Below are 21,120 nucleotides of genomic sequence, written 5' to 3'. Positions count from 1 at the left end.
AAACCAATTATTGTCTATTTTTCATAATCTTTTGGTATTTTTAACCTGTTTTACATATTTCGCCTTATTTGTCTAAATTTTCACAATTTTCTTTAATCATATACTCCGTGAAAAAATAAAAGACATAAGGGCGCTTCGCGACACGCCTTTATGCCTTTTATATTTTATGAAATTTATTTTGTCAGACTGCTCTGACGATGAATGATCTCATGCCGTCCCGGACCATTGGAAACCATAGTGATCGGAACCTCCAGCTCTTTTTCGATAAACTCGATATAATTCCGGCAGTTTTCCGGAAGGTCTTCATATTTTGTAATACCGCGAATTTCCGTCTTCCAGCCAGGCAAAGTCGTATATACCGGTTTTGCTTTTTTAAGCTGCGGTGTCGGCGGAAAATCCCGTGTCACTTTACCGTCAATCTCATATCCGATACAGATCGGCAGTTCATCCAGATATCCGAGAACATCCAGAACGGTCAACGCCACTTCGGTTGCTCCCTGCATCCGGCATCCATATCTGGAAGCCACAGCGTCAAACCAGCCCATACGTCTCGGCCGCCCGGTTGTCGCTCCAAATTCACCGCCGTCTCCGCCCCGACGGCGAAGCTCATCGGCCTCAGCGCCAAAGATCTCAGAAACAAATTCCCCGGCGCCTACCGCGCTGGAATAGGCCTTGACAACAGTGACAACATCTTTGATCTCATATCCCGGAATCCCGGCGCCGATCGCGCCATAGGAAGCCAGCGTGGAAGAAGACGTTACCATCGGATAAATACCAAAATCCGGGTCCTTTAATGAGCCGAGCTGTCCTTCAAGCAAAATCTTCTTGCCTGCTTTAATGGCATCCCGCAAAAATACGGAAACATCACATACAAACGGGCGAACCATCTCTCTGTATTTCAAAAGTTCCCGGAATATCTCTTCCGGATCTATCGGAGCCTTATGATATAAATGCTCTACAAGTACATTTTTTGTTTCAAGCACCCGGTAAACTTTTTCTTTTAATACAGCCTCATCATCAAAAAGCTCATTCACCTGGAAACCTGTCTTTGCATATTTATCGGAATAAAATGGTGCAATACCGGATTTTGTGGAGCCAAAGGATTTGCCTCCCAGACGTTCTTCCTCATACTGGTCAAACAGAATATGGTACGGCATAAGAATCTGTGCCCGATCGGACACAAGCACCTTCGGCTGCGGAACTCCCTGTTTTACCAGAGAATCAATCTCATTAACCAAATTCTGAATATTCAGGGCCACGCCATTTCCAATAACACTGGTGGTGTGGTTATAAAACACGCCCGACGGAAGAATATGAAGAGCAAATTTTCCATAATCATTAATGATCGTATGTCCTGCATTGCTTCCGCCCTGGAATCTGACAATGATATCCGATTCCTCTGCAAGCATATCGGTAATCTTACCCTTTCCTTCATCTCCCCAGTTTGCGCCAACGATTGCTTTAACCATAATAAAATCTCAGCTCCTTAAAAGTATTCGTACAACAGTTGTAAACTAAGCTGCGTTTACATACTCTTACATTTTATGCTATAAACAACAAAAAGTAAAGCTAAAAAAATGCGGTCAGGGAAATTTCCCTGACCGCGAGACATTTCTTATTCAATAAAAGAATTAATATTTGAAGAATCCTTCGCCTGTCTTTCTTCCAAGCTTTCCGCCGCGAACCATCTGTCTCATCAGACGGGATGCGCGATATTTGGAATCACATGTTTCAGCATAGAAAGTATCCATGATGTGTAAACATGTATCCAGGCCGATCAAATCGCCGAGAGCCAAAGGTCCCATCGGATGATTGCATCCAAGTTTCATGGATTTATCAATATCCTCTGCGGAAGCCAGTCCTTCTTCAAGAACAATAGCGGCCTCGTTGATCATCGGAATAAGGATACGGTTAACAACAAATCCAGGTCCTTCTTTAACCTCTACTGGGTCCTTACCGATTTCTTTAGACAATTCATAAATTGTATCAAAGGTTTCTTTGGATGTATTTAATCCATTGATAACTTCAACCAGCTTCATCACTGTTGCCGGATTGAAGAAATGCATACCGATGACTTTATCCGCACGCTTTGTAGCGGATGCGATTTCTGTAATGGAAATAGAAGATGTATTCGTTGCTAAAATTGTCTCCGGTTTGCAGAGTGCATCAAGTTTTGCAAACAGATCTTTTTTAACCTGTACATTTTCAACGATTGCTTCAATAACAAGGTCAGCATCTGCTGCTGCATCTAAGGAAACAGAGGTAGAAACTTTAGACATGATATCTGCTTTTTTCTCTTCTGTCATTTTCCCCTTGGAAACCATCTTGTCAAGGCCTTTTTCAAGTTTTCCAACCTGAGTTGCCAGAATTTCTTCGGACATATCATTAAATACTACCTGATATCCTGTCTTAGCCATAACCTGTCCGATATCAAGTCCCATCTGTCCTGCGCCCACAATAAATACTTTTTTCATAGTGCCCTCCTACTGTGAATTGTTTGGTATATTGTTTTCTGTTTTTTAGTGCGAACAGCAAATTTGACATTTTTTTAACTTCTTTTTCCTATTACTGTTTGCTACCAACTTCATTCTACCGCAATTTGTCCGAAAAGTAAAGGTATTATTTCGCTATTATCCACAACTTTTAGTTTGATTTTCAATAACTTTTGTGCATAATCAAGGTTTACCCGTTGTTATCAAATTAACAACTTTTAGATATAACACCTGAAATACCGAAAAATATTCGCCTATTTTTCTGCCGCGATGACCTCGATTTCAATGAGAGCGCCCTTTGGAAGAGCAGCAACCTCCACGCAGGAGCGGGCCGGGGCATCCCCGATAAAATATTTTGCATAAATCTCATTGACCGTTGCAAAGTCATTGATATCATCGAGAAAAACCGTGGTTTTGATCACATCTTCATAACTCAGACCGGCTTCCTCAAGAACAGCGCCAAGATTTTTTAATACCTGCTCTGTCTGGGCAACAATGCCTTCCGCCAGAACACCCGTCTCAGGAATCAGGCCGATCTGTCCCGAAGTAAATACCAGATTCCCCGCTTTTACCGCATGTACATATGGCCCTACGGCCGCCGGTGCTTTTTTTGCGTTAATTACTGTTTTCGTCATTTCATTTACCTCCATTTTGTCACTCTATATATGTCTTTACATTGCTGCCTTCAATAAATACATCCATAACGCCTCCGCAGGCCATCAGATCCTCCTCACTGACATCCTTCGTCATATCCACGGTCTTTACCGTGCATCTGTCACTTCCTATATAATGAAGAGCTTCCCGTATGATCGCGGCCTCAGCACAGCCTCCGCCGATACTTCCGTAAATTTTTCCTCCCGGATAGACAATCATCTTGGCGCCGCTTTGCCGCGGCGTCGGGCCCTTAGTTGAAAGCACCGTTGCCACTGCGCAGGGGCCGTTTTCCGCAGCCAGCTTTTCAAGAACTCGAAAATCCGCATCCGCGGCAGCTTTTTCCACGGGAAGACGGTTATCCCGGCGTTTCTGGATCATCTCCGCAAGAACAGATACGGCGATCTCCGCCGGAGACAGGGCACCGATCGGCAGTCCGATCGGCATATGAATACTGTCAATGGCCTTTTCCCCGTAACCTTCCGACAACAGAACTTTCCTGATCTCCGATACCCGCCGCCTGGAGCCCATCATGCCCATATAGGCCGGCTCTTTCCCGGAAAGCAAGGCGCGCAGACAATCCATATCATAACGGTGTCCCCTGGTCACCACCGCCACATAATCGCCGGATGTTATATTTAATTTATCAAAACATCGCTCAAAGCTTTCACACAGCACCTGCCGGGCCTTCGGAAACCGGTCTCGGCCGGCAAAGGAAGGCCGGTCATCAACTACTGTCACCGCAAAACCACATTCTGCTCCAAAAAGAGCCAGAGGGCGCGATACATGGCCGCCGCCGAGGATGATCAGCCGTTCTTCCGGCATATAATACTCCTGGAAATCGGCGTTTTTCTCCGCTGAACCGGCATTTCCCGATTCGACCCATTTTTCAGCCCGGCCATCTCCTGTTTTTCGCGTATATAAGGTTGCCGGCTGACCGCTCCGCAATATGCTCAACAAGTCTGAATATACGTTTTGCATCACAAACACTCGTTTCTATTCCTTCGGCATGCGCTTTACATCCGATACTTTATCACTCCGCACCGTAAGCTGCCATAATGCCTGTGTTAATTTTTCAACTTCTTCTTCCGTATTAAAATAGTTAAATGAAAATCTGGCGGTTCCTCTCGGATATGTCCCCAGCGTCTTATGCGCTTCCTGCGCATGATGCAGGCCGGATTGAATCACAATGCCATATTCATTCTTCAATGTTTCCTCCAGCTCTGTTTCTTCCATAAAATCCGTCTGAATCGAGATTACCGGAATCCGGTCCTTATATCCCGGCCCGATAATATGCACGCCATTGACATGCTGAATTTTACGGATAAACTGTTCCACTCTCTGACGACCCATACTGCTGAGCGTATGCAGGGTCTTTTCCTCAATAAATCTAAAAGCCCTGTGAAGACCTGCAATAGATGCCGCATCCAGCGGATCCTGCTCAAATTTTTCCCGCATATCCGCGCCGCCAAGCAGCGCCGCAGCCCGCTCACTGGCAACAAAGCCGCCGATTTTTTCCGTCGCATAAAGTCCATAGCCGCCGGAGAAGGTCATCACATCAACGCCCCATATATTCATAAAAATCGGAACACAGCCGGCCGTCTGAGCCACGTTGACGATCACAAGCAGCCCATGTCTTCTGGCAAACTCAGCAATTTCCTTTGCCTGCAAAATGGTTCCGCTGACCTCTGAAGCATGGTTCACGATCACAGCCTTCGTATTTGGCCGAAGCAGCTTTTCCACCGCGTCAAAGCCCTTTTCTCCCTTTAACGGGTCAAATAAAACAAGCTGTCCCTTCTCATTGCACGGCATCCGTGTATATTCCACACCGCCGGAAACACCATTGTCCGCCTCATGGCCAATATCATTCAGCGCATTCATCACATCGTCGCTTTCCATAGATGAGATCAGCACATGATCGCCATCCTTAAAAAGCGCCCGGATCACAGCATCCAAAGCAGCGCCGACACCCGGTGTAAAGACCACAGACTCTGCCCCCGGCCCATGAAATAATTTATTTAACTCAGCTCTTGTTTCATCGGCCATTTTCTGAATTTCAGATATATCCATGCCAGCCGCCGCTGCCATAGCCTCTTCCACCCCTTCACCCTTTGGCACGAGGGATGCCAACTGGTTCATATAAATTGTATCCATTAATTTTCCTCCTGTCTCTCTGACATTTTTAATTGTTCCCATGTATCAATATCCTGAAGTTCCCGGCTGTCATCAACCTCCAGAAACCGAACATCCTCCATATGCCGACTCAATACCCGGCGTCCTCCCGTATCCCCGGTGAGCCGACTCAATTCTTCCATATATATGTGTGAAAATATGACCGGATTTCCTGTGTTTTTTCCATTCCTCACAGCCAATATTCCACCGGTAAACTCGGACAGCATGCGGATCAGCGTCCGTTTTTTCAGCCAGGGCTGGTCGCAGACCATAAAAAGAATCCCCTCAATCTCCGGACACAGCTGCCCGACCCTGCAGATTCCCAAGCGGATAGAATGGGATATTCCAAGCTCCGGCTCCCGGTTCCACACAGCGATCATGCCCCGGTCCTCTGCCGCCGAAATAATCTCCGGCACCCCGGTCACAACCACCGGAGGTATCGCTGTCTCCAACCCCTCCAATTTCTCAAGGGTCCATAAGTACATCGGCTTTCCCTTCAACAGGGCCGTCAGTTTATTGCCGCCAAAGCGCTTTCCTTCACCCGCTGCCAACAAAATAATGCCGATATTCATCATTTTTCCAGGGCGACCATGCCCATCTTAATCCGCTCAGCCGTCATCGGCAACTCGCGAAGCCGGACGCCGCAGGCATTATAAATTGCATTGGCCAACGCCGGAGACGGTGTGTTAATGACGATTTCACCGATGGATTTCGCCCCGAAAGGACCTGTCGGTTCATAGGTACTCTCGAATTCCACACGTATTCTTCCCATGTCGATTCGTGTCGGAATCTTATACTGCATAAAAGAGTTATTCATCATCATGCCGTCATCCCGATACTGTATATTCTCAAAAAGCGCCATGCCGATGCCCTGAACAATACCGCCCTCCGTCTGAACCCTGGCCAAATTCCGGTTGATCGGCGTTCCGCAGTCCACCGCGGCCGCATAATCGATAACCTCCACCTGTCCCGTTTCCTTATCCAGCTCAATCTCAACGATTCCGGCCATAAAAGGCGGCGGCGATACAGGCGATGTAAAGCTTTCCGATGCGCTCATCACATCATTTCGGTTAAAATGACTGGCATCTGCCAGATCCGTCAATGAGATTTCCTTCTCATCCTCTGTCGAATAAAAACGGGAGCCGTCAAATTCCACATGGTCGATGGAACAATCCATCTTCTCGGCGGCCAGAGCCGCCATTTTTTTCTTCAGGGTCTCGCAGGTTTTAATCACCGCACCCCCGGTCACATAGGTCGTGCTGGACGCATAGGAACCCGTATCATAGGGTGAAACATCCGTGTCCACGCCGTGAACCGATATTTTATCCAGATCACACTCCAGACATTCCGCCGCCATCTGGGCCAGAATGGTATCACAGCCCGTCCCCATATCTGTTGCGCCGATCAGAAGATTATAAGTGCCCCCGTCGCCAAGACGGAGCTCCACCGCTGCCTGGTCCACACCGGAAATGCCTGAGCCCTGCATGGCCAATGCGCCGCCGACGGCCCGGACTTTGCCGTTGCCCATATCCTTCGCCGGATATTTTTCATCCCATCCGATCATTTCTTTCGCCTTTTTCAGACATCGCTGCAGGCCGACCGACTGGAAAGTCTCTCCATAATATGAAGCAACAGGAATATTTTCCTGAATAATATTTATCTCGCGAAGCTTCATGGCATCCATGCCCATTTTCGCCGCCAGCTCATCCATCGCCGATTCCAGCGCAAAAATACCCTGAGTAGCTCCATAGCCCCGGTAAGCGCCGGCCGACATAGTGTTTGTATAAACCACATCCGCCGTAAACCTGCTGGCCTTTAACGGCCCGTAAAGGGATATGGATTTATGACCGGAAAGGCCGACAGTCGTCGGGCCATGCTCGCCATAAGCCCCTGTATTTGACAATGTATATAGATCAATAGCCTGAAGTCGTCCGTTTTTATCCGCGCCCACCCGGACAGTCACTTCCATTTCATGCCTTGAAGTGGAGGCGATCATAACTTCCTGCCGGGTAAATATCATTTTACACGGTTTTCCCGTCAACCAGGTGACGATCGCCGGATAAACCTCCGACACAGCCGTCTGCTTGGCGCCAAAGCCGCCGCCGATCCTCGGCTTGATCACCCGCACCTTCGATTTCGGGATCCCGAGGGCCCGGGCAACGATCCGCCGGACATGAAAAGGAATCTGGGTCGCGCTTGTCACCACAAGCCGGCCATAGGCATCCAGCGTTGTGCTTGTCACAAAGGGCTCCATCATCGCCTGATTATTTGCCAGCGTATGATAGGTGCCTTCCACCACATAAACACACTCTGCCAGCACGGCCTCCACATCCCCATCGGTGTAACCGTCCGTTGCGCAGAGATTTCTCCGGTTGTCTCCGCCAACCGGCATCATGGCAGTCCAGTCCTCCTCCGGGTGGATCACAATCGGATTATCCTTTGCCTTCCGGAAATCCAATACCGGCGTAAGCACTTCATAGTTGACTTTGATCAATTTCAGGGCTTTGTTGACTGCCTTTTCTGTCGTTCCCGCGACCAGGGCGACCTCGTCCCCCACATAGCGGACCACATCTTCCAAAATATAGCGGTCGTAAGGGCTGGCTTCAGGATAAGTCTGACCTGCCTCTGTAAAACGAATACGGGGCACATCTTTATAAGTAAGCACACATTCTATTCCGGGAACAAGTTTTGCCCCGGAAGTATCGATGGACACAATTTTCGCAAAGGCATGGGGACTTCGAAGCGCCTTGACGATCAGATAATCCTTTGTCGTTAAATCATCAGTAAATAAAGGTTTTCCGGCCATTAAAGCCATTGCGTCTTTTTTTACGACCCGCTGGTTGATATAAGATTTTTTATCGGACACCTTCAATGACCTCCCCTTTTCCAAACAATTGATAATCGGCCTGAGTTGCCCCCAGGTAATTGCGGATTGCCCGGTACTGGCCTTCATAACCGGTACAGCGGCAAAGATTTCCGGCAAGATATTCTTTGATCTCCTGCTCTGTCGGATTTTTTAACTCCTTTGCCATTGCCAGCACATTCATGATCAATCCCGGACTGCAATAGCCGCACTGCTCTGCGCCCTGGGCCGCCATAAAACGGGCAAATTCTTCCGCTTCCTTTGCCATGCCCTCCAGAGTCGTGATCCGATGCCCGGAAGCCCTCGCAGCAGGAACGGCGCAGGATAATACAGTTTTTCCGTCCATATAGACCGTACACAGTCCGCAGTTTGTCGTATCACAGCCGCATTTGACGCTTTTAAACCCCTTATCCCTGAGATAGTCTATCAACATCAGATCCGGTTCAATATGATCTTCATATATTTTATCATTTATCCAAAGCTTTATCTTCATATCCGCCCCACCTCTACATTTCCTGCTCTTCCGATTGGGACAGGATATCCCTCACTGCCCTGTAAATAAGCACTTCCGACAACATCCGGCGGTATTCGCCGCCGGCCCGCATATTACTTCCGAAACGCACCTTTTCGCTGACCTCCGACGCAAACTCCCGAATCACTCTTTCGACCGCTTCCTCCGGCAAATCTCCGGCCAATCTGTCCGACAGTTTTTCCGAATTCTCCGCAGTCACTGCCCTGGCCGGGCGGGCTCCGATCGTAACCTTCCATGTATCGGCCATTCTGGACGCGCCGACGGCAAGCACCGGAAAATCTGTTTTTGTATTCCGAAAGCTCTGATACGCCGCCCGACGGCCATCCTTCTTTACATGAATTCTCACTAAAATATCTCTGTCATAATTCATGGAAACAAACTCATCCAGAGGAATCATGCCTCCGGCATACATTTCCACCGTTGTATCCAGCGCCAAAAACGCTGTCAGAGGATCTGAAAAACCAAACCGCTGATACAGACTTCCTCCGATGGTTGCCATATTGCGAAATTGAGTGCCGACGATCCCCTTTAACATATTCTTCATCATTCCATGAAAATATCGGTTTAATCCCTCATGACATTCAATATTCCGCAGAGAAGTCATACAGCCGATGATAAATTCATCCTCTGTCTCCTCGATTCGATCCAACTCCAAATCACTCAAGTCTATAGCCGTCCCGATAGCCCGGCTGCCAAGACGCAGCCACATTCCGCCGCCGATCACCGCTGAGCTTTTCTTCTGATTTAATTCGTAAGCTTCCTCCAGGCTCTTTACTTTTACATAGCCTTGTATGGTATACATCTCTTCCTCCTATATTCCATGCTCCCAACCGCAGACAGCCTCAAGGACTCCGCCGCCGATAGCTCTGGCCTTATCTGATATGGTAAAACAATGATTCCTTTCACATCGGGCATCAATGTCTCCGGCTTTCATTCCCTTTGTCACATATACCCCTTCCTGCAGGATCCCACGGACAATTCCCGAAATCCGCGCTTTTACAGGCAGGCTGCCCGACACAGCCACTGTCTGCCCCGCTTCCACCGTATCGCCGATATCCACAAGGGGGACAAAACGTCCATCTCCGGCTGCCCGGATAATCCGTTCCACCGTATAACCGCCGATATTTCCCGGAACACCCGTATTCGGTATGGCGCTGCCGGAATCGATAACTCTCCCAAGGTAATGCCCCCGCTTTGTCTCAATCACCCGATGGCAGTCTGCGCCGGCCGTGAACCCCGGCCCCACGCCGATCACCAGCGCCGCATCATCTATCTTTGTTCCAATATTTTTCTTTGCCATAATCGCGTCCACAAGGACTTCCGGTCTGAGAGATTTTAAAATCTTTGCCTCCCCATCCGCAAACACCGGGATAAGTCCTTCGGAAGCTATCCTTCTTCCGTCCTCAAAATTTTTCGCAAATTTTGCCCGGATGCCCTCAACTTCGGCCTCGCCTTCATAGACAGCCCTTGAAAATGAAACGCTTCGCCGGACGGCCGTGGGAATCTCCAGATCCGTCATCCACACCGTGTATCCGGCTCTAACCAACCGCCATCCGATACCCGTTGCCAGGTCTCCGGCCCCTTTGATCAATACCTCCATCACCGTTCTCCATTTCATTTATCGATCATTCTCGCAAAAAAGACATGCTCGATCCCTTTTTGATAAAATTGTTCTCTTATCTGTTTGATCTCACGATACAGCCCCTCTGTATCCACCTGATTAATGACAATGCCGAACCATTGTCCCTTCTTCACATTCTTTTTCAGTCCCAATGGACTGGCCCCAAGCTCAGCCAAATCCCCGGGCGTCAGCCTGTGTTCCGGGCCGCATTTTAAAAGCTCCATGACCCGTCCGGGGCGGTGACAGCTCCCGGCAACCGTTTTTCCGAGACATGCGGCGCCGATCACCCCCAACACGTGGGTCGTCTCTTCTCTTAATACCGGCTCCCATGCCTCCGGCGCTTTGCACGGAAATCCCCGTGAACCGTCCGCTTCGATTAAAACCGGTATTTTCTCCGCGAATAATTTCTGTATGTCTTCCTCTTTTGGAGGCCCCGTCTTTCCGGATGATGTCCGACTGCCCAAAGTATGCCGGAAAGCCGATGCCGACACCGGCCACATATGTGTTGTTGTGAAAACCCCGTGATGAATTTTTCGACTTGAAAATTCTCCGGATATTTCATAGATCAGGCTTGTCTTGCCTCCGGCGCCAACCAGAGAAATCACCGGTGCCGGAACTGTGTCCAAACCGGTAAGTTCTAAAAAGCTGCTGCCCGGCGATCCATAAATCTTCATTATGAATTCCTTCCTATTTTAGCATACTTTTCCTGCATTTGATACATACTATTCTCCATAAAATAAGTTCTCTCGAAAGAAAAGGAGTGTTTCTATGCAGGTTCTTTATATTATTGTACTATCCATCGCATCGATTGTCGAACTTTTTGTTTTATGCAAATTGATGGGATACCGGCAGCTCTCCCAGATGAGCATGTTTGATTACGTCAACGGCATCACTATCGGAAATATCGCCGCCGAAATGGCCACTTCGCTGGATGACAGCTTTGTCGAACCGCTGGTTGCCATGATCGTCTATGCTCTCGCCGCCATTCTCTTATCCTGGTGGAGCAGTAAATCCATCCGGGCCCGAAGAATTATCGCAGGAAAACCAACCCTCCTGCTGAACAACGGAAAACTTTTTGAAAAAAATTTCCGCAAAGCAAAAATCGATATTAATGAATTTCTGGCTCAATGCCGTGTCAATGGATATTTTGATATATCTCAGCTTCAATCCGCCATTCTGGAAGAAAACGGGCATATCAGCTTTCTTCCGAAAAGCAGCAGCCGTCCGTTAACGCCAAAGGATATGCAGCTGATGCCGGACACGGATGCTCCCGTCGCCACCCTCATCATCGACGGACACATTATGCCGGGAAATCTCAGGGCTTCCGGCAAAGATGAGAAATGGCTGAAAAGCCAGCTCCAAACCTATGGCATTTCCAATGTGAAAGACGTATTTCTGGCAACCTGCGACTTAAATCAGAAATTCACCGTCTATCCCTATGCAAAGGATGAAATTCCACCGGATATTCTTGCCTGACACACCCGCGGTTTTTCTCTCCCGATGGCCTGATGCCTCAATGAACCTCATTCACCGGATGGCCGTCCAAAAATGCGTTAATATTCGACACAAGAATATCCATCAGCCGCTGCCTTGTCTCTCTCGGCGCCCATGCAATATGCGGCGTCATCCAGAGATTTTTTGCCTGGAGCAGCGGATTATCCGGATGTACCGGCTCCACGGAAGCAACATCCACACCGGCTCCGGCCACTTTACCGCTGTTCAGAGCGTCCCGCAGATCAGCCTCACAAATTAATTTTCCCCGGCCCGTATTCAATAAAATAACGCCGTCTTTCATCCGTCCGATCGTTTCTCGATTGATCATTTCTTCATTTTCTGCCGTCAACGGGCAATGAAGCGTAATTATATCCGATTTCTCGTAAATTTCATCCATGGAAACCATATGGCAATGTTCCGTTTCCATCGATCTGTCCGGCGTCCGCCGATAAGCCAGAACTTCCATTCCAAAAGCTTCCGCCTTCCGCGCCACCGACTGTCCGATCGCCCCATAACCGATAATACCCATCGTTTTTCCGGCAAGCTCCATGAGCGGCGCATTCCAGAAGCAAAAATCCGGGCAGGCTGACCACTGTCCCTGCTTTACCGCCTCCGAGTGCATACCTACACGGGATGTGATCTCAAGAAGAAGAGCCATTGTAAACTGGGCGACCGCTTCTGTTCCATAAGCCGGAATATTTGTCACTGTCATTCCCAGTTTATTTGCCGCCGCCACATCGATGACATTATAGCCCGTCGCCATACAGCCAATATACCGGACAGTCGGACAGGCTTTCAATGTTTCCTCCGTCAGCACAGTTTTATTTGTCAGCACAATATCGCTATCCCCGATACGTTCCGGGATATCCTTTGCCTCTGTCCGATCATAAATACGGACTTCGCCGATATCCTCCAAAGACTTCCAGGATAAATCCCCCGGATTTAATGTATAACCGTCTAAAACAACAATCTGGTGCATTATTTTCTCCTCCCTCTGCCCGGTTTTCACATTCTTTCTGAGATGTCGGCCGTCTCAAACCACTGTCGTACCGCCGCCGCATCTCCGGCCAGCGTTCCCTGGATCATCTGATCGGAGCCGCCGCCCTTTCCCGCATACAGTTTCTGAATTTCTTTGCCATAGATCCTGGCCTGCCGCCCGGCATCGATCAATACATAGCGATATCGTTTATCGCTGCCGCCGGATAAAACAAGCACCCGCTCAGCCCGTTTTGAAAGAAGATTGGCATATTCCCGCAAATCGCTTCCCTCCAGATCGTTTTCCAAAACGCAGACCGCATTTCCCGAAACCGCCGCGTTTTCCGCTTTTACCGCCATCATTTCCCGTTTCATCTGAACCATTTTAAATTTCAAATCGCCGATCTCTTTCTGAAGACGTTCCACCGCACCGGAAATCTCCCCGGTTTTTGCCGACAGCAGATGGGATATTTTAACTACACTGTCGTGTTTTTCCATATAATCATCCACAGCCCGATTCCCCGAAAGCATAGAGATCCGCACCCCGCCTTTATAATTCTGCACGGATAAAATTTTAATCAGGCGGATCTCTCCTGTGCGGAACGGATGGGTTCCGCAGCAGGCACACCGGTCATAGCCGGGAATCTCCACGATCCGCACATCCCCGTCCAACTCTTTTTTACTTCGATAATTCATTCGGGCAAGCTCCTCCTTCGGAGGTATGACCGCCTGTATCGGAACATTTTCCTGAATAGCCTGATTGGCTTTCATTTCTATTTCCCGCACCTGCTCTTCCGTCAGCTCACCGTTAATATCCAGCGTGATCGCTTCACTGCCCATATGGAATCCCACATTATCGCAGCCATATTTTCCGTGGATCAACCCGGAAACAATATGTTCCCCCGCATGATTCTGCATATTTGAATATCGGAACGCCCAGTCCAGACGTCCCCGGACCTCCGAGCCAATCTCCAAAGGCCTGTCCGCATAATGCCATACCTTTCCAGCCTTCTCATGGGTGTCGGAAATCACCGCGTCGCCAAGCCATCCCCTGTCTCCCGGCTGGCCGCCGCCCTCCGGAAAAAAGGCGGATCTATCCAGGCATATCCGATATATGTCCCCCTTTGCCTCACATTCTGTCACCCGGGCGTCAAACTCCCGAATATATGGATTTTTTTCATATAATTTATCTGTCATATCGTCATACTCCTGTTTTTTCCTGAATTCTTGAAAAAATTATACGCCCAATCTTTGCCCCCGTCAATTCGATTTAATGAACGTCAAACGCAAAAAGACACATTCTCACGAATTCTCCCACTTCTGAAAAAATCCATAAAAATGTGTCCCTTTAAATCAATCCGTCTTTATCTACTGAAAACTTTTTCGACCGCTGGCGTCTTTAACGCCCATTTCTTCCCGATATTTCGCCACTGTCCGGCGGCTTATTTTCACGCCCCGCTCTACAAGCCGTTCCGTTATCACACGGTCACTCAGCGGTTTCTTTTTGTCCTCTTCCTCGATAATCGCAGCCATCAGCTTTTTCACCTGCTCCGTGGTGATCTTACCACTGCTGTTCCCAGCGGCAATACTCTTCGAGAAGAAATAATTCAGCGGGAAAATCCCCCAGGAACATTGAAGATGTTTATCTCGAATCGCACGGCTGACTGTAGATTCATGAACTTCAAGAATCTCGGCCACATCCTGGAGCCTCAACGGTTTCAGATGACCGGTCCCCGACTTAAAGAAATCCGCCTGATAATCCACAATACATTTTGCGACCCGCATTAATGTGGAATTTCGCTGCCCGATACAATTCTGAATCCATTCGGCCTGACGGATCTTATCTATAATATATGTCTGCGTTTCTTTTGATGATTCGCTTTCCAATATCTGCTTATAGAAATGATTAATACCTATCTTTGGATATGTATACTCATTCAACAATATCTCATAATAATTGGCCAGCTTCACCACCGTAACATCCGGCGTAATATATTTTAAATGACCTCTGGCGTCAAAACCACTGCCCGGTTTCGGATTCAATTCCTTAATGTGATTACAGGCCTCGATAATCCGCTCCATCGGCAGCTTTAATTTTTTACTGATAACATGGAGCTGATTTTTTCCCAGCAATTCCAGATAATCCGACACGATCCTCCGCGCCACCTCATCCTCTTCGTCCTCCCTGTCCAGCTGCAAAAGCAGACATTCCCGAAGATTTCTGGCACAGACACCCGCCGGATCCAAACTCTGCAAAAGTTTTAACTGGCTTTCAACAAAGGCAACATCCGTGCCAAAGCGGGCGGCGACCTCCTCCAGATCTTCCTCCATATACCCTTTGGAATCCAGAGAGTAAACCATAAACTGTATGACATCATACTGCAGATCCGTCAATTCCACAGTCAACAACTGGTCCATCACATATTCTGACAATTCTTCGCCCATATTCTCACTGTAATCCATTAACCGCTTGTCATTCGCATCCTCGCTGCTATATTCCTGGCGGTAATAAATACGGTTTCGCTCGTCAATCGAATCCAGCCATTCCAGCTTTTTCACCAAATCCGCCGCCTTGTCCGGCGTCTCATAGGCTTCTTCAATATCAACCACAGGATTTTCCAATGCAACCTCTTTAATATACTCATTCAATTCCTGAGAACTCATCTGAAGTATTTCCATCGATTGTATCATTTTTTGAGACAATATTTGATTTTGAGTCACCGACAATCGAATATCCATTAATTCACCATACCTTTTCTATAACCTCGCCTTCTATTATACCTCATTTTCTTCAAGATGGCAAAGCATTTGAAAAGGAAACGGTTTATCTCCCGGAATAAGCCAGCGATGCCACTATCATCTGATAAAGATAGTCCATCCATTTTTCTTTACTAACCACATTTTCCTTAGCCATAATGCGGCGGAGCGGCCCGACAATATTCTGGACAGCCGAGACAAAAACATACTTTACATAGTCTTCATCCGTACCCTCACTGATAAGCCGCTCTTTATGGGCGGCATCTATCAGATCATCCATCAGCTTCTCCACATATGCGATATGAATTCTGTCATATTCAAAAGCTGTAACAATATAATCCTGCATTTTATCCCATTTTTTAGCAAGCTTTTCCAGCATTTCCATAAAAGAATTGATACTTTCCGAACATTCCGCCAAATTTTGGAGGGAATACAGTTTTTCTTTTAAAGTTTCACAGCTTTTCATCTGCTCTACTGCCGTATCGATCAGCTTTCGATAGCCATAGATCAGGGATTTTGCGATAATTTCTTCTTTCGAAGAAAAATAATCATAGGTCGTTCCCTTCCCGATCCCCGCCTCTCTGGCTATCTCCGAAACTGTCATGGCAGTAATATCCCTTTTATCCCTCATAAGCCGCAATACGGCCTCGCAGACGGCAATCGCCTTCGGATAATTATCTTTATTACAACTCATCGCTCACTTCCTCCGCCGGAATAATTTCTTTTCGGTTAAATATATCGTAAATGACCGGTACGACAAACAAGGTCAGGCAGGTTCCATAAATCATACCGCCGATCGTTACGATCGCCATCGGCTGAACCATATCGCTTCCATCGCCAAACCCGAGAGCCATCGTGGACATGGCAAGAATCGTTGTCAGTGCAGTCATGAGGATCGGACGCATACGTGTCCGCCCTGTCTCAACAAGCGCCTCAATCTTTGACACTCCTTCCTGCCGGAGCTGATTCGTATAATCAATAAAGACAATACCGTTATTGACGATAATACCGCAGAGCATAACAAATCCAACCATGGCAATGACACTCAGAATATTGCCTGTCAGCAGCAGTCCGAGAAATCCTCCGGTAAAGGCCAGAGGCACGGTAAACATAACGATAAACGGCGAGAGCAGATTCTGGAACTGGGCCACCATGATCAGATACATAATGACAATTCCAAGGCCCAAAAGCTGCAGCAGCTGTCCCATCGCCTCATTAATGGATTCTGTTTCTCCGGAAAATTCCACGGAATATCCTTCCGGAAGTTCATAGTCCTCCACGGCTTTCTTGAATTCATCCGCCACGAGGGTCGTATTATGAGCATCATCCACACCGCTGCTTACACTGATATAACGCTGCTGCCCATCCCTGTTGACAGCAGACAGGCCTGTGCGCTCTGAGATTTCCGCAATATCCGACAGGGCAACTTTCTCTTCCTCCCCTGCCTGGTTGGTTGAAGTCAATTTAAGATTGCGCACATCCTGGCGCGTCATATTTTCATTTGCCTCATCCCGGACATAAATACTGTAATCCTCCGTATCCGTGGACAACGTTGCCGTCGATGTCGCCGAAGCGACCACTGCCGCTACCTGCTGATACACCTGGGCTACCGTCAGATTATGAAGCATAGCCTCCTTCTTGTTGACGGTGACACGAAGTTCCGGCGACGGATTTTCCTGGCCGTCCGAAACATCCACCGTGCCCTCGATATTTTCCAGTATTCCGGCATAATCCGATGCGATTTCCTGCAGGACATCCAGATCCTTCCCTTTAATCATTACACTGATCCCTGCTCCGCCCAGGGCAGACATATCCATGGTGGAACCGCTGGCTGTCACTTCACAGTCCATATCGGCCGTCATTTTTTCAATCTCCGCAGCCACCTCGTTGCTGGTCATGCTCCGATCATCTTTCAAAATAACATACATGGAAATGGAATCTGTCGCCGTCGTTCCCATGGAAGACATCATACTCAGGCCGGAACCGAGCATTGCTCCGACATCATCCACATCATCCAATGTCTGTATGCGCGTCATAATTTCATCAGAAACCTCCACGGCTTCATCAAAGGTCGTTTCATCATCCAGCGCCACACTGACAGAAATCTGCGGTGAATCCGTTGTTCCCATAAACTCCATGCCCCGTGAAAGAATTCCTGCCATACTTCCCACAAGAAGGGCAAAAACCGCGATCAATAAAACCGCCTTATGCTTTAATGACCAGCGCAGAGCCGTTTCATACTTATCCAAGGCCTTATCGAAGAAGGCAAACTGCTTGTTTGTATTCTTTTTCAGCATTTTGGAGGACAGCATCGGAACTACCGTCAAAGCTACCACGAGGCTGGCCAGCAGCGAATAGGCAATAGTCAGCACTAAATCGACAAACAGCTGCCGCGTAATACCCTCTGTAAATACGATAGGCGCCCAGATACATATCGTTGTCAGGGTGGACGCGATAATTGCTCCCATAACCTGTTTTGCCCCCTGGATCGCCGCCTTTTTCACCGGCAGTCCTTCCCCGCGCAGCCGGTAAATATTTTCAATAACAACAATAGAGTTATCCACCAGCATACCAACGCCGAGGGCCAGACCGGAAAGAGAAATGATATTCATCGTTACCCCGGTAAAATACATCAGCACGATGGCAAAAAGAACGCTGACCGGAATAGAAACCGCCACGATAAAGGTTGGTTTTATATCTTTTAAGAACAGGAAAAGGACGATGATCGCCAGAATGGCTCCGATGATCAAATTGCTCAATACAGATTCGATCACCATATCAATATAAATTCCCTGATCCATTAACGGCGTCATTTCAAGGCCATATTCAGCCACCTTATCCGAAGCCATGTATTCGCGCACCCGGCGGGCCACATCCGCTGTAGAATACCCATTCTGTTTTTCCACAGAGATCAAAATTCCCGGCGCTCCATTCATCTTCGCATAAACTTCCGAACTGTTATCAACAATGGCTACATCCGCCACATCCTTCAGATAAACCGTTTCCAGTCCCTGTTCCGATAAATCCATCAGCACAAGATTTTCAATATCCTCGATACTGCCAAGCTTATCCCCGACGCGCACCATATAATCCCGGCCGTCTTCCGTTACATAACCGGCCGGCATGGAGAAATTCTGGGCTGTCAGAATTCCCTTAACCATATCAATGGTCAAAATTTTCCGGATATCCGAGCTGTCCAGGGTGGAATCTCTTGTTTCATTCAGCTGATTCTGAGCTTCCTCAAGCTGGGTTTCGCCCAGGGCGATCTTAGCGTCCGCCGTACTCATTTCCACGGTCGCCAACGCCTTATTTTTACTTAACTCAGAGGCCGCCTGAGAAAGCGTCTTTTTGCCGGACGCCACCTCCGATTCGGCCTGCGCAATAGCAGCCTTGCCCTGTTCGATCGCCGCTTTGCCCGCAGCGATCTGAGTCCGCAGTTCATCCAGAGACTCCTTCTGAGATTCAAAAGTTGCTTTCAAAACAGCCAGCTCTGCCAGCTTTGCCGACACATCGCCGGAAGCACTGGTAAATTCAGCGATGGACGCATCCAACTGGGCCAATTCTGCCGGAATCTGTTCTTTTCGGGCATCAATCTCCGATATCCGGGTCTGAACCTCCGTCAATCGAGCCTTTAAGGTTTCCAGTCTGACTTTATCTTCCTCTGAAATATTTTCCTGTTTTTCAAGTTCCTCAATGGAGGCCTGCAAAGTGTTCAATGTATTGGCCAGTTCCGCATAAGCCGCCTGACCCTCCTCCGATTCAAGGGCCGCTTTCTCCGCCTCCAGCGCTGCCTTTTTCGCAGCCAGTTCCGAAGCCTGAGAAGCGTACTGCTCTGCCAGGGCATTTAACTCACTTTCCTGGGCAAGCAGACTTTGATATTCCTCCTCTGCTTTTGTCAGTATACCTTCCATCTGGAGTAATTCCGCTTCCTTATCTGCCAGCTGGGCCTTTTGGATGGCGATTTCATTTTCGCCTTTGGCCAGCTCCGACTGGGCGGAAGATATCTGGCTTTCAGCTCCGGCCATCTGCTCTGCCGCCGTTTTCTTGCCGCTTTCAAGCTGACTCTTTCCATTCTCTAGCTCTGATCTCGCCGAATCCAATTCTCCCTGGGCTTCATCAAATTTTTCATTGATCTTTCCTGTAAGCCGGTCATTTAAATCGGCCAGCTTCTCTTCATCCAGAAGCACCTGAACCGAAGACTCGATCAGACCTGAAGCAGACACGGACGCCACACCGTCCATACTGTTAATATCCGAACTGACCTTATCATTATAAATTTTGCTGACTTCCTCTGTGGTCATTCCATCGCCGGAAACAGCCGCCATCATTACCGGCATCATATCCGGATTCAATTTCATAATGATCGGCGTTCCGACTTCATCCGGCCAGTAGGATTCAATCAAGTCCAGACTTTCCCGCATCTCAATTGTCACCGAATCCATATTTGCATCCGTGTTGAATTCAAGAATGACCAGAGAATAATTCTCGCTGGAGGTGGAACTTATATGCTTAATATTGCTGACCGTCGCCATCGATGACTCAATCGGCCCCGTCACCACCGTTTCCACCTGCTCCGGGCTGGCGCCCTGATAGGTGGTCATTACGATCGCATAGGGAAGATTCATACTCGGCAACAAATCCGTTGACAACTTCGTAAAGGCTACAAAGCCGAGGATAATGACGATGATAACTCCCACTACAACCGTATAAGGTTTTTTTACACTAAATCGCGGCATTTTTTGTCCTCCTTTTGCTGCTCGCTTTTGGCTGTCTTTTTCCGTCCGACCAGTCGGTCGGAATTTGTATTCGATTATATCATCGTCGCTTGAAGAACACAACCTTTTTTCAAATTTTAATTTTTTGTACATAAAAAATGCAGAGTTTTAATCATTGATTAAGACTCTGCATTTTAATCTACTCATATTCAGTTATATTTCACAGCCTCTGCGATCATATTCACGGTGCCCTCAATGCCAAATCTGGAACTGGAAATGGACATATCGTAAGATGCGCTCCGCCCCCATTTGGACTCGCTGTAATAATTATGATAACCCGCACGGCGTTTATCGATTTTATTCATTAAACTTTCAGCCCGTTTTCTGTCAATATTCTGGCGTTTCATAATCCGTTCTACCCGGTCATCCTTATCCGCATGAATAAAGACGGAAATCACTCCTTCAAAATTTTCAAGAACAGATTCCGCACACCGTCCGATAAAAATGCAGGACCCCTCCGATGCCAGCTTGCGAATCGTCCGGCTCTGCATCATAAACAGGCTGTCATTTGTCAGATAATCCATCGATGTGATCATCGCCGCATCCGCCGTCGGATTACCGGAGCAGAAGCCGTTTAAAAGCCAGCTGGTACGTTTTTCATCTGCATTTTCAAACAGAGACTGGGCCAGACCGGAATCAATGGCCGTCTGCTTTAACAACACCTTGTCATAACACGGAATTCCAAGTTTTTCCGACAGCTTTTCGCCAATCTCCCGGCCGCCGCTGCCATACTCCCGTCCAATACAAATAATCACTTTTTCCGCCATACCAAAGCTCTCCTTCCGTTT

Annotated in this window: 18 protein-coding genes; 1 reads left to right on the top strand and 17 read right to left on the bottom strand. The window is 48.0% G+C overall.

The genetic code is table 11. The features are described from left to right. Positions 1-173: 173 nt before the first annotated feature. The 11 genes from ACMN7X_RS09900 to yqeC form a co-directional block, all read right to left on the bottom strand. On the bottom strand, positions 174-1,469 hold the full coding sequence (locus tag ACMN7X_RS09900) for an adenylosuccinate synthase (protein WP_418747305.1): 1,296 nt from the start codon (positions 1,467-1,469) through the stop codon (positions 174-176). A 162-nt stretch (positions 1,470-1,631) separates the two neighbouring features. Next, complete coding sequence (locus ACMN7X_RS09895; protein ID WP_418747304.1) at positions 1,632-2,474, bottom strand: 3-hydroxybutyryl-CoA dehydrogenase; 843 nt, start codon at positions 2,472-2,474, stop codon at positions 1,632-1,634. A 272-nt stretch (positions 2,475-2,746) separates the two neighbouring features. Beyond that, on the bottom strand, positions 2,747-3,127 hold the full coding sequence (locus ACMN7X_RS09890) for a RidA family protein (protein ID WP_418747303.1): 381 nt from the start codon (positions 3,125-3,127) through the stop codon (positions 2,747-2,749). Between the two features lie 19 nt (positions 3,128-3,146). Further along, positions 3,147-4,124, bottom strand: a complete 978-nt coding sequence (locus ACMN7X_RS09885; protein ID WP_418747302.1) for an XdhC family protein — start codon at positions 4,122-4,124, stop codon at positions 3,147-3,149. 15 nt (positions 4,125-4,139) lie between these two features. Next, the gene (locus tag ACMN7X_RS09880; RefSeq protein WP_418747301.1) at positions 4,140-5,297 is read right to left on the bottom strand and encodes an aminotransferase class V-fold PLP-dependent enzyme; all 1,158 of its coding nucleotides are present in this window, start codon (positions 5,295-5,297) and stop codon (positions 4,140-4,142) included. Further along, a complete protein-coding gene (locus tag ACMN7X_RS09875) occupies positions 5,297-5,890 on the bottom strand; it encodes a nucleotidyltransferase family protein (RefSeq protein WP_418747300.1) in 594 nt (197 codons plus the stop codon). The genes ACMN7X_RS09880 and ACMN7X_RS09875 overlap by 1 nt, the downstream gene beginning before the upstream one ends. Continuing rightward, on the bottom strand, positions 5,887-8,130 hold the full coding sequence (locus ACMN7X_RS09870) for a xanthine dehydrogenase family protein molybdopterin-binding subunit (RefSeq protein WP_418747336.1): 2,244 nt from the start codon (positions 8,128-8,130) through the stop codon (positions 5,887-5,889). Before ACMN7X_RS09870 ends, ACMN7X_RS09875 begins: the two co-directional genes overlap by 4 nt. A gap of 40 nt (positions 8,131-8,170) precedes the next feature. Continuing rightward, a complete protein-coding gene (locus ACMN7X_RS09865) occupies positions 8,171-8,671 on the bottom strand; it encodes a (2Fe-2S)-binding protein (protein WP_418747299.1) in 501 nt (166 codons plus the stop codon). 13 nt (positions 8,672-8,684) lie between these two features. Continuing rightward, complete coding sequence (locus ACMN7X_RS09860) at positions 8,685-9,512, bottom strand: FAD binding domain-containing protein (protein ID WP_418747298.1); 828 nt, start codon at positions 9,510-9,512, stop codon at positions 8,685-8,687. A gap of 9 nt (positions 9,513-9,521) precedes the next feature. Continuing rightward, complete coding sequence (gene yqeB / locus ACMN7X_RS09855; RefSeq protein WP_418747297.1) at positions 9,522-10,328, bottom strand: selenium-dependent molybdenum cofactor biosynthesis protein YqeB; 807 nt, start codon at positions 10,326-10,328, stop codon at positions 9,522-9,524. Next, positions 10,325-11,005 (bottom strand): selenium cofactor biosynthesis protein YqeC, encoded by a 681-nt coding sequence (yqeC, locus tag ACMN7X_RS09850; RefSeq protein ID WP_418747296.1) that lies wholly within the window; start codon positions 11,003-11,005, stop codon positions 10,325-10,327. The genes yqeB and yqeC overlap by 4 nt, the downstream gene beginning before the upstream one ends. Before the next feature lie 94 nt (positions 11,006-11,099). Between yqeC and ACMN7X_RS09845 the strand changes: the two genes are divergently transcribed. Further along, entirely contained in the window at positions 11,100-11,807 is a 708-nt protein-coding gene (locus ACMN7X_RS09845; RefSeq protein WP_418747295.1) for a DUF421 domain-containing protein, read from the top strand. A 37-nt stretch (positions 11,808-11,844) separates the two neighbouring features. Here ACMN7X_RS09845 and ACMN7X_RS09840 read toward each other — a convergent pair whose 3' ends face one another. The 6 genes from ACMN7X_RS09840 to ACMN7X_RS09815 form a co-directional block, all read right to left on the bottom strand. Beyond that, complete coding sequence (locus tag ACMN7X_RS09840; RefSeq protein ID WP_418747294.1) at positions 11,845-12,804, bottom strand: D-2-hydroxyacid dehydrogenase; 960 nt, start codon at positions 12,802-12,804, stop codon at positions 11,845-11,847. Between the two features lie 26 nt (positions 12,805-12,830). Further along, positions 12,831-13,997, bottom strand: coding sequence for an alanyl-tRNA editing protein (locus ACMN7X_RS09835; protein ID WP_418747293.1), 1,167 nt, complete (start codon positions 13,995-13,997; stop codon positions 12,831-12,833). 171 nt (positions 13,998-14,168) lie between these two features. Next, complete coding sequence (rpoN, locus tag ACMN7X_RS09830; RefSeq protein WP_418747292.1) at positions 14,169-15,539, bottom strand: RNA polymerase factor sigma-54; 1,371 nt, start codon at positions 15,537-15,539, stop codon at positions 14,169-14,171. 85 nt (positions 15,540-15,624) lie between these two features. Next, complete coding sequence (locus tag ACMN7X_RS09825) at positions 15,625-16,251, bottom strand: TetR/AcrR family transcriptional regulator (protein ID WP_418747291.1); 627 nt, start codon at positions 16,249-16,251, stop codon at positions 15,625-15,627. Next, complete coding sequence (locus tag ACMN7X_RS09820) at positions 16,241-20,293, bottom strand: efflux RND transporter permease subunit (protein ID WP_418747290.1); 4,053 nt, start codon at positions 20,291-20,293, stop codon at positions 16,241-16,243. Before ACMN7X_RS09820 ends, ACMN7X_RS09825 begins: the two co-directional genes overlap by 11 nt. A gap of 188 nt (positions 20,294-20,481) precedes the next feature. Continuing rightward, positions 20,482-21,099 (bottom strand): AAA family ATPase, encoded by a 618-nt coding sequence (locus ACMN7X_RS09815; RefSeq protein WP_418747289.1) that lies wholly within the window; start codon positions 21,097-21,099, stop codon positions 20,482-20,484. Positions 21,100-21,120 lie beyond the last annotated feature (21 nt).

Origin of the sequence: Frisingicoccus sp., assembly GCF_048388605.1 — a bacterium.
Taxonomy (GTDB): domain Bacteria; phylum Bacillota; class Clostridia; order Lachnospirales; family Lachnospiraceae; genus Frisingicoccus.
This window is presented reverse-complemented; position numbering and strand designations above follow the sequence as displayed.

Bases quoted from the DNA above. Each gene is read 5' to 3' on its own strand.
- ACMN7X_RS09900 (WP_418747305.1), bottom strand. From the start codon at position 1,469: ATGGTTAAAGCAATCGTTGGCGCAAACTGGGGAGATGAAGGAAAGGGT.
- ACMN7X_RS09895 (WP_418747304.1), bottom strand. From the start codon at position 2,474: ATGAAAAAAGTATTTATTGTGGGCGCAGGACAGATGGGACTTGATATC.
- ACMN7X_RS09890 (WP_418747303.1), bottom strand. From the start codon at position 3,127: ATGACGAAAACAGTAATTAACGCAAAAAAAGCACCGGCGGCCGTAGGG.
- ACMN7X_RS09885 (WP_418747302.1), bottom strand. From the start codon at position 4,124: ATGCAAAACGTATATTCAGACTTGTTGAGCATATTGCGGAGCGGTCAG.
- ACMN7X_RS09880 (WP_418747301.1), bottom strand. From the start codon at position 5,297: ATGGATACAATTTATATGAACCAGTTGGCATCCCTCGTGCCAAAGGGT.
- ACMN7X_RS09875 (WP_418747300.1), bottom strand. From the start codon at position 5,890: ATGATGAATATCGGCATTATTTTGTTGGCAGCGGGTGAAGGAAAGCGC.
- ACMN7X_RS09870 (WP_418747336.1), bottom strand. From the start codon at position 8,130: ATGGCTTTAATGGCCGGAAAACCTTTATTTACTGATGATTTAACGACA.
- ACMN7X_RS09865 (WP_418747299.1), bottom strand. From the start codon at position 8,671: ATGAAGATAAAGCTTTGGATAAATGATAAAATATATGAAGATCATATT.
- ACMN7X_RS09860 (WP_418747298.1), bottom strand. From the start codon at position 9,512: ATGTATACCATACAAGGCTATGTAAAAGTAAAGAGCCTGGAGGAAGCT.
- yqeB (WP_418747297.1), bottom strand. From the start codon at position 10,328: ATGAAATGGAGAACGGTGATGGAGGTATTGATCAAAGGGGCCGGAGAC.
- yqeC (WP_418747296.1), bottom strand. From the start codon at position 11,005: ATGAAGATTTATGGATCGCCGGGCAGCAGCTTTTTAGAACTTACCGGT.
- ACMN7X_RS09845 (WP_418747295.1), top strand. From the start codon at position 11,100: ATGCAGGTTCTTTATATTATTGTACTATCCATCGCATCGATTGTCGAA.
- ACMN7X_RS09840 (WP_418747294.1), bottom strand. From the start codon at position 12,804: ATGCACCAGATTGTTGTTTTAGACGGTTATACATTAAATCCGGGGGAT.
- ACMN7X_RS09835 (WP_418747293.1), bottom strand. From the start codon at position 13,997: ATGACAGATAAATTATATGAAAAAAATCCATATATTCGGGAGTTTGAC.
- rpoN (WP_418747292.1), bottom strand. From the start codon at position 15,539: ATGGATATTCGATTGTCGGTGACTCAAAATCAAATATTGTCTCAAAAA.
- ACMN7X_RS09825 (WP_418747291.1), bottom strand. From the start codon at position 16,251: ATGAGTTGTAATAAAGATAATTATCCGAAGGCGATTGCCGTCTGCGAG.
- ACMN7X_RS09820 (WP_418747290.1), bottom strand. From the start codon at position 20,293: ATGCCGCGATTTAGTGTAAAAAAACCTTATACGGTTGTAGTGGGAGTT.
- ACMN7X_RS09815 (WP_418747289.1), bottom strand. From the start codon at position 21,099: ATGGCGGAAAAAGTGATTATTTGTATTGGACGGGAGTATGGCAGCGGC.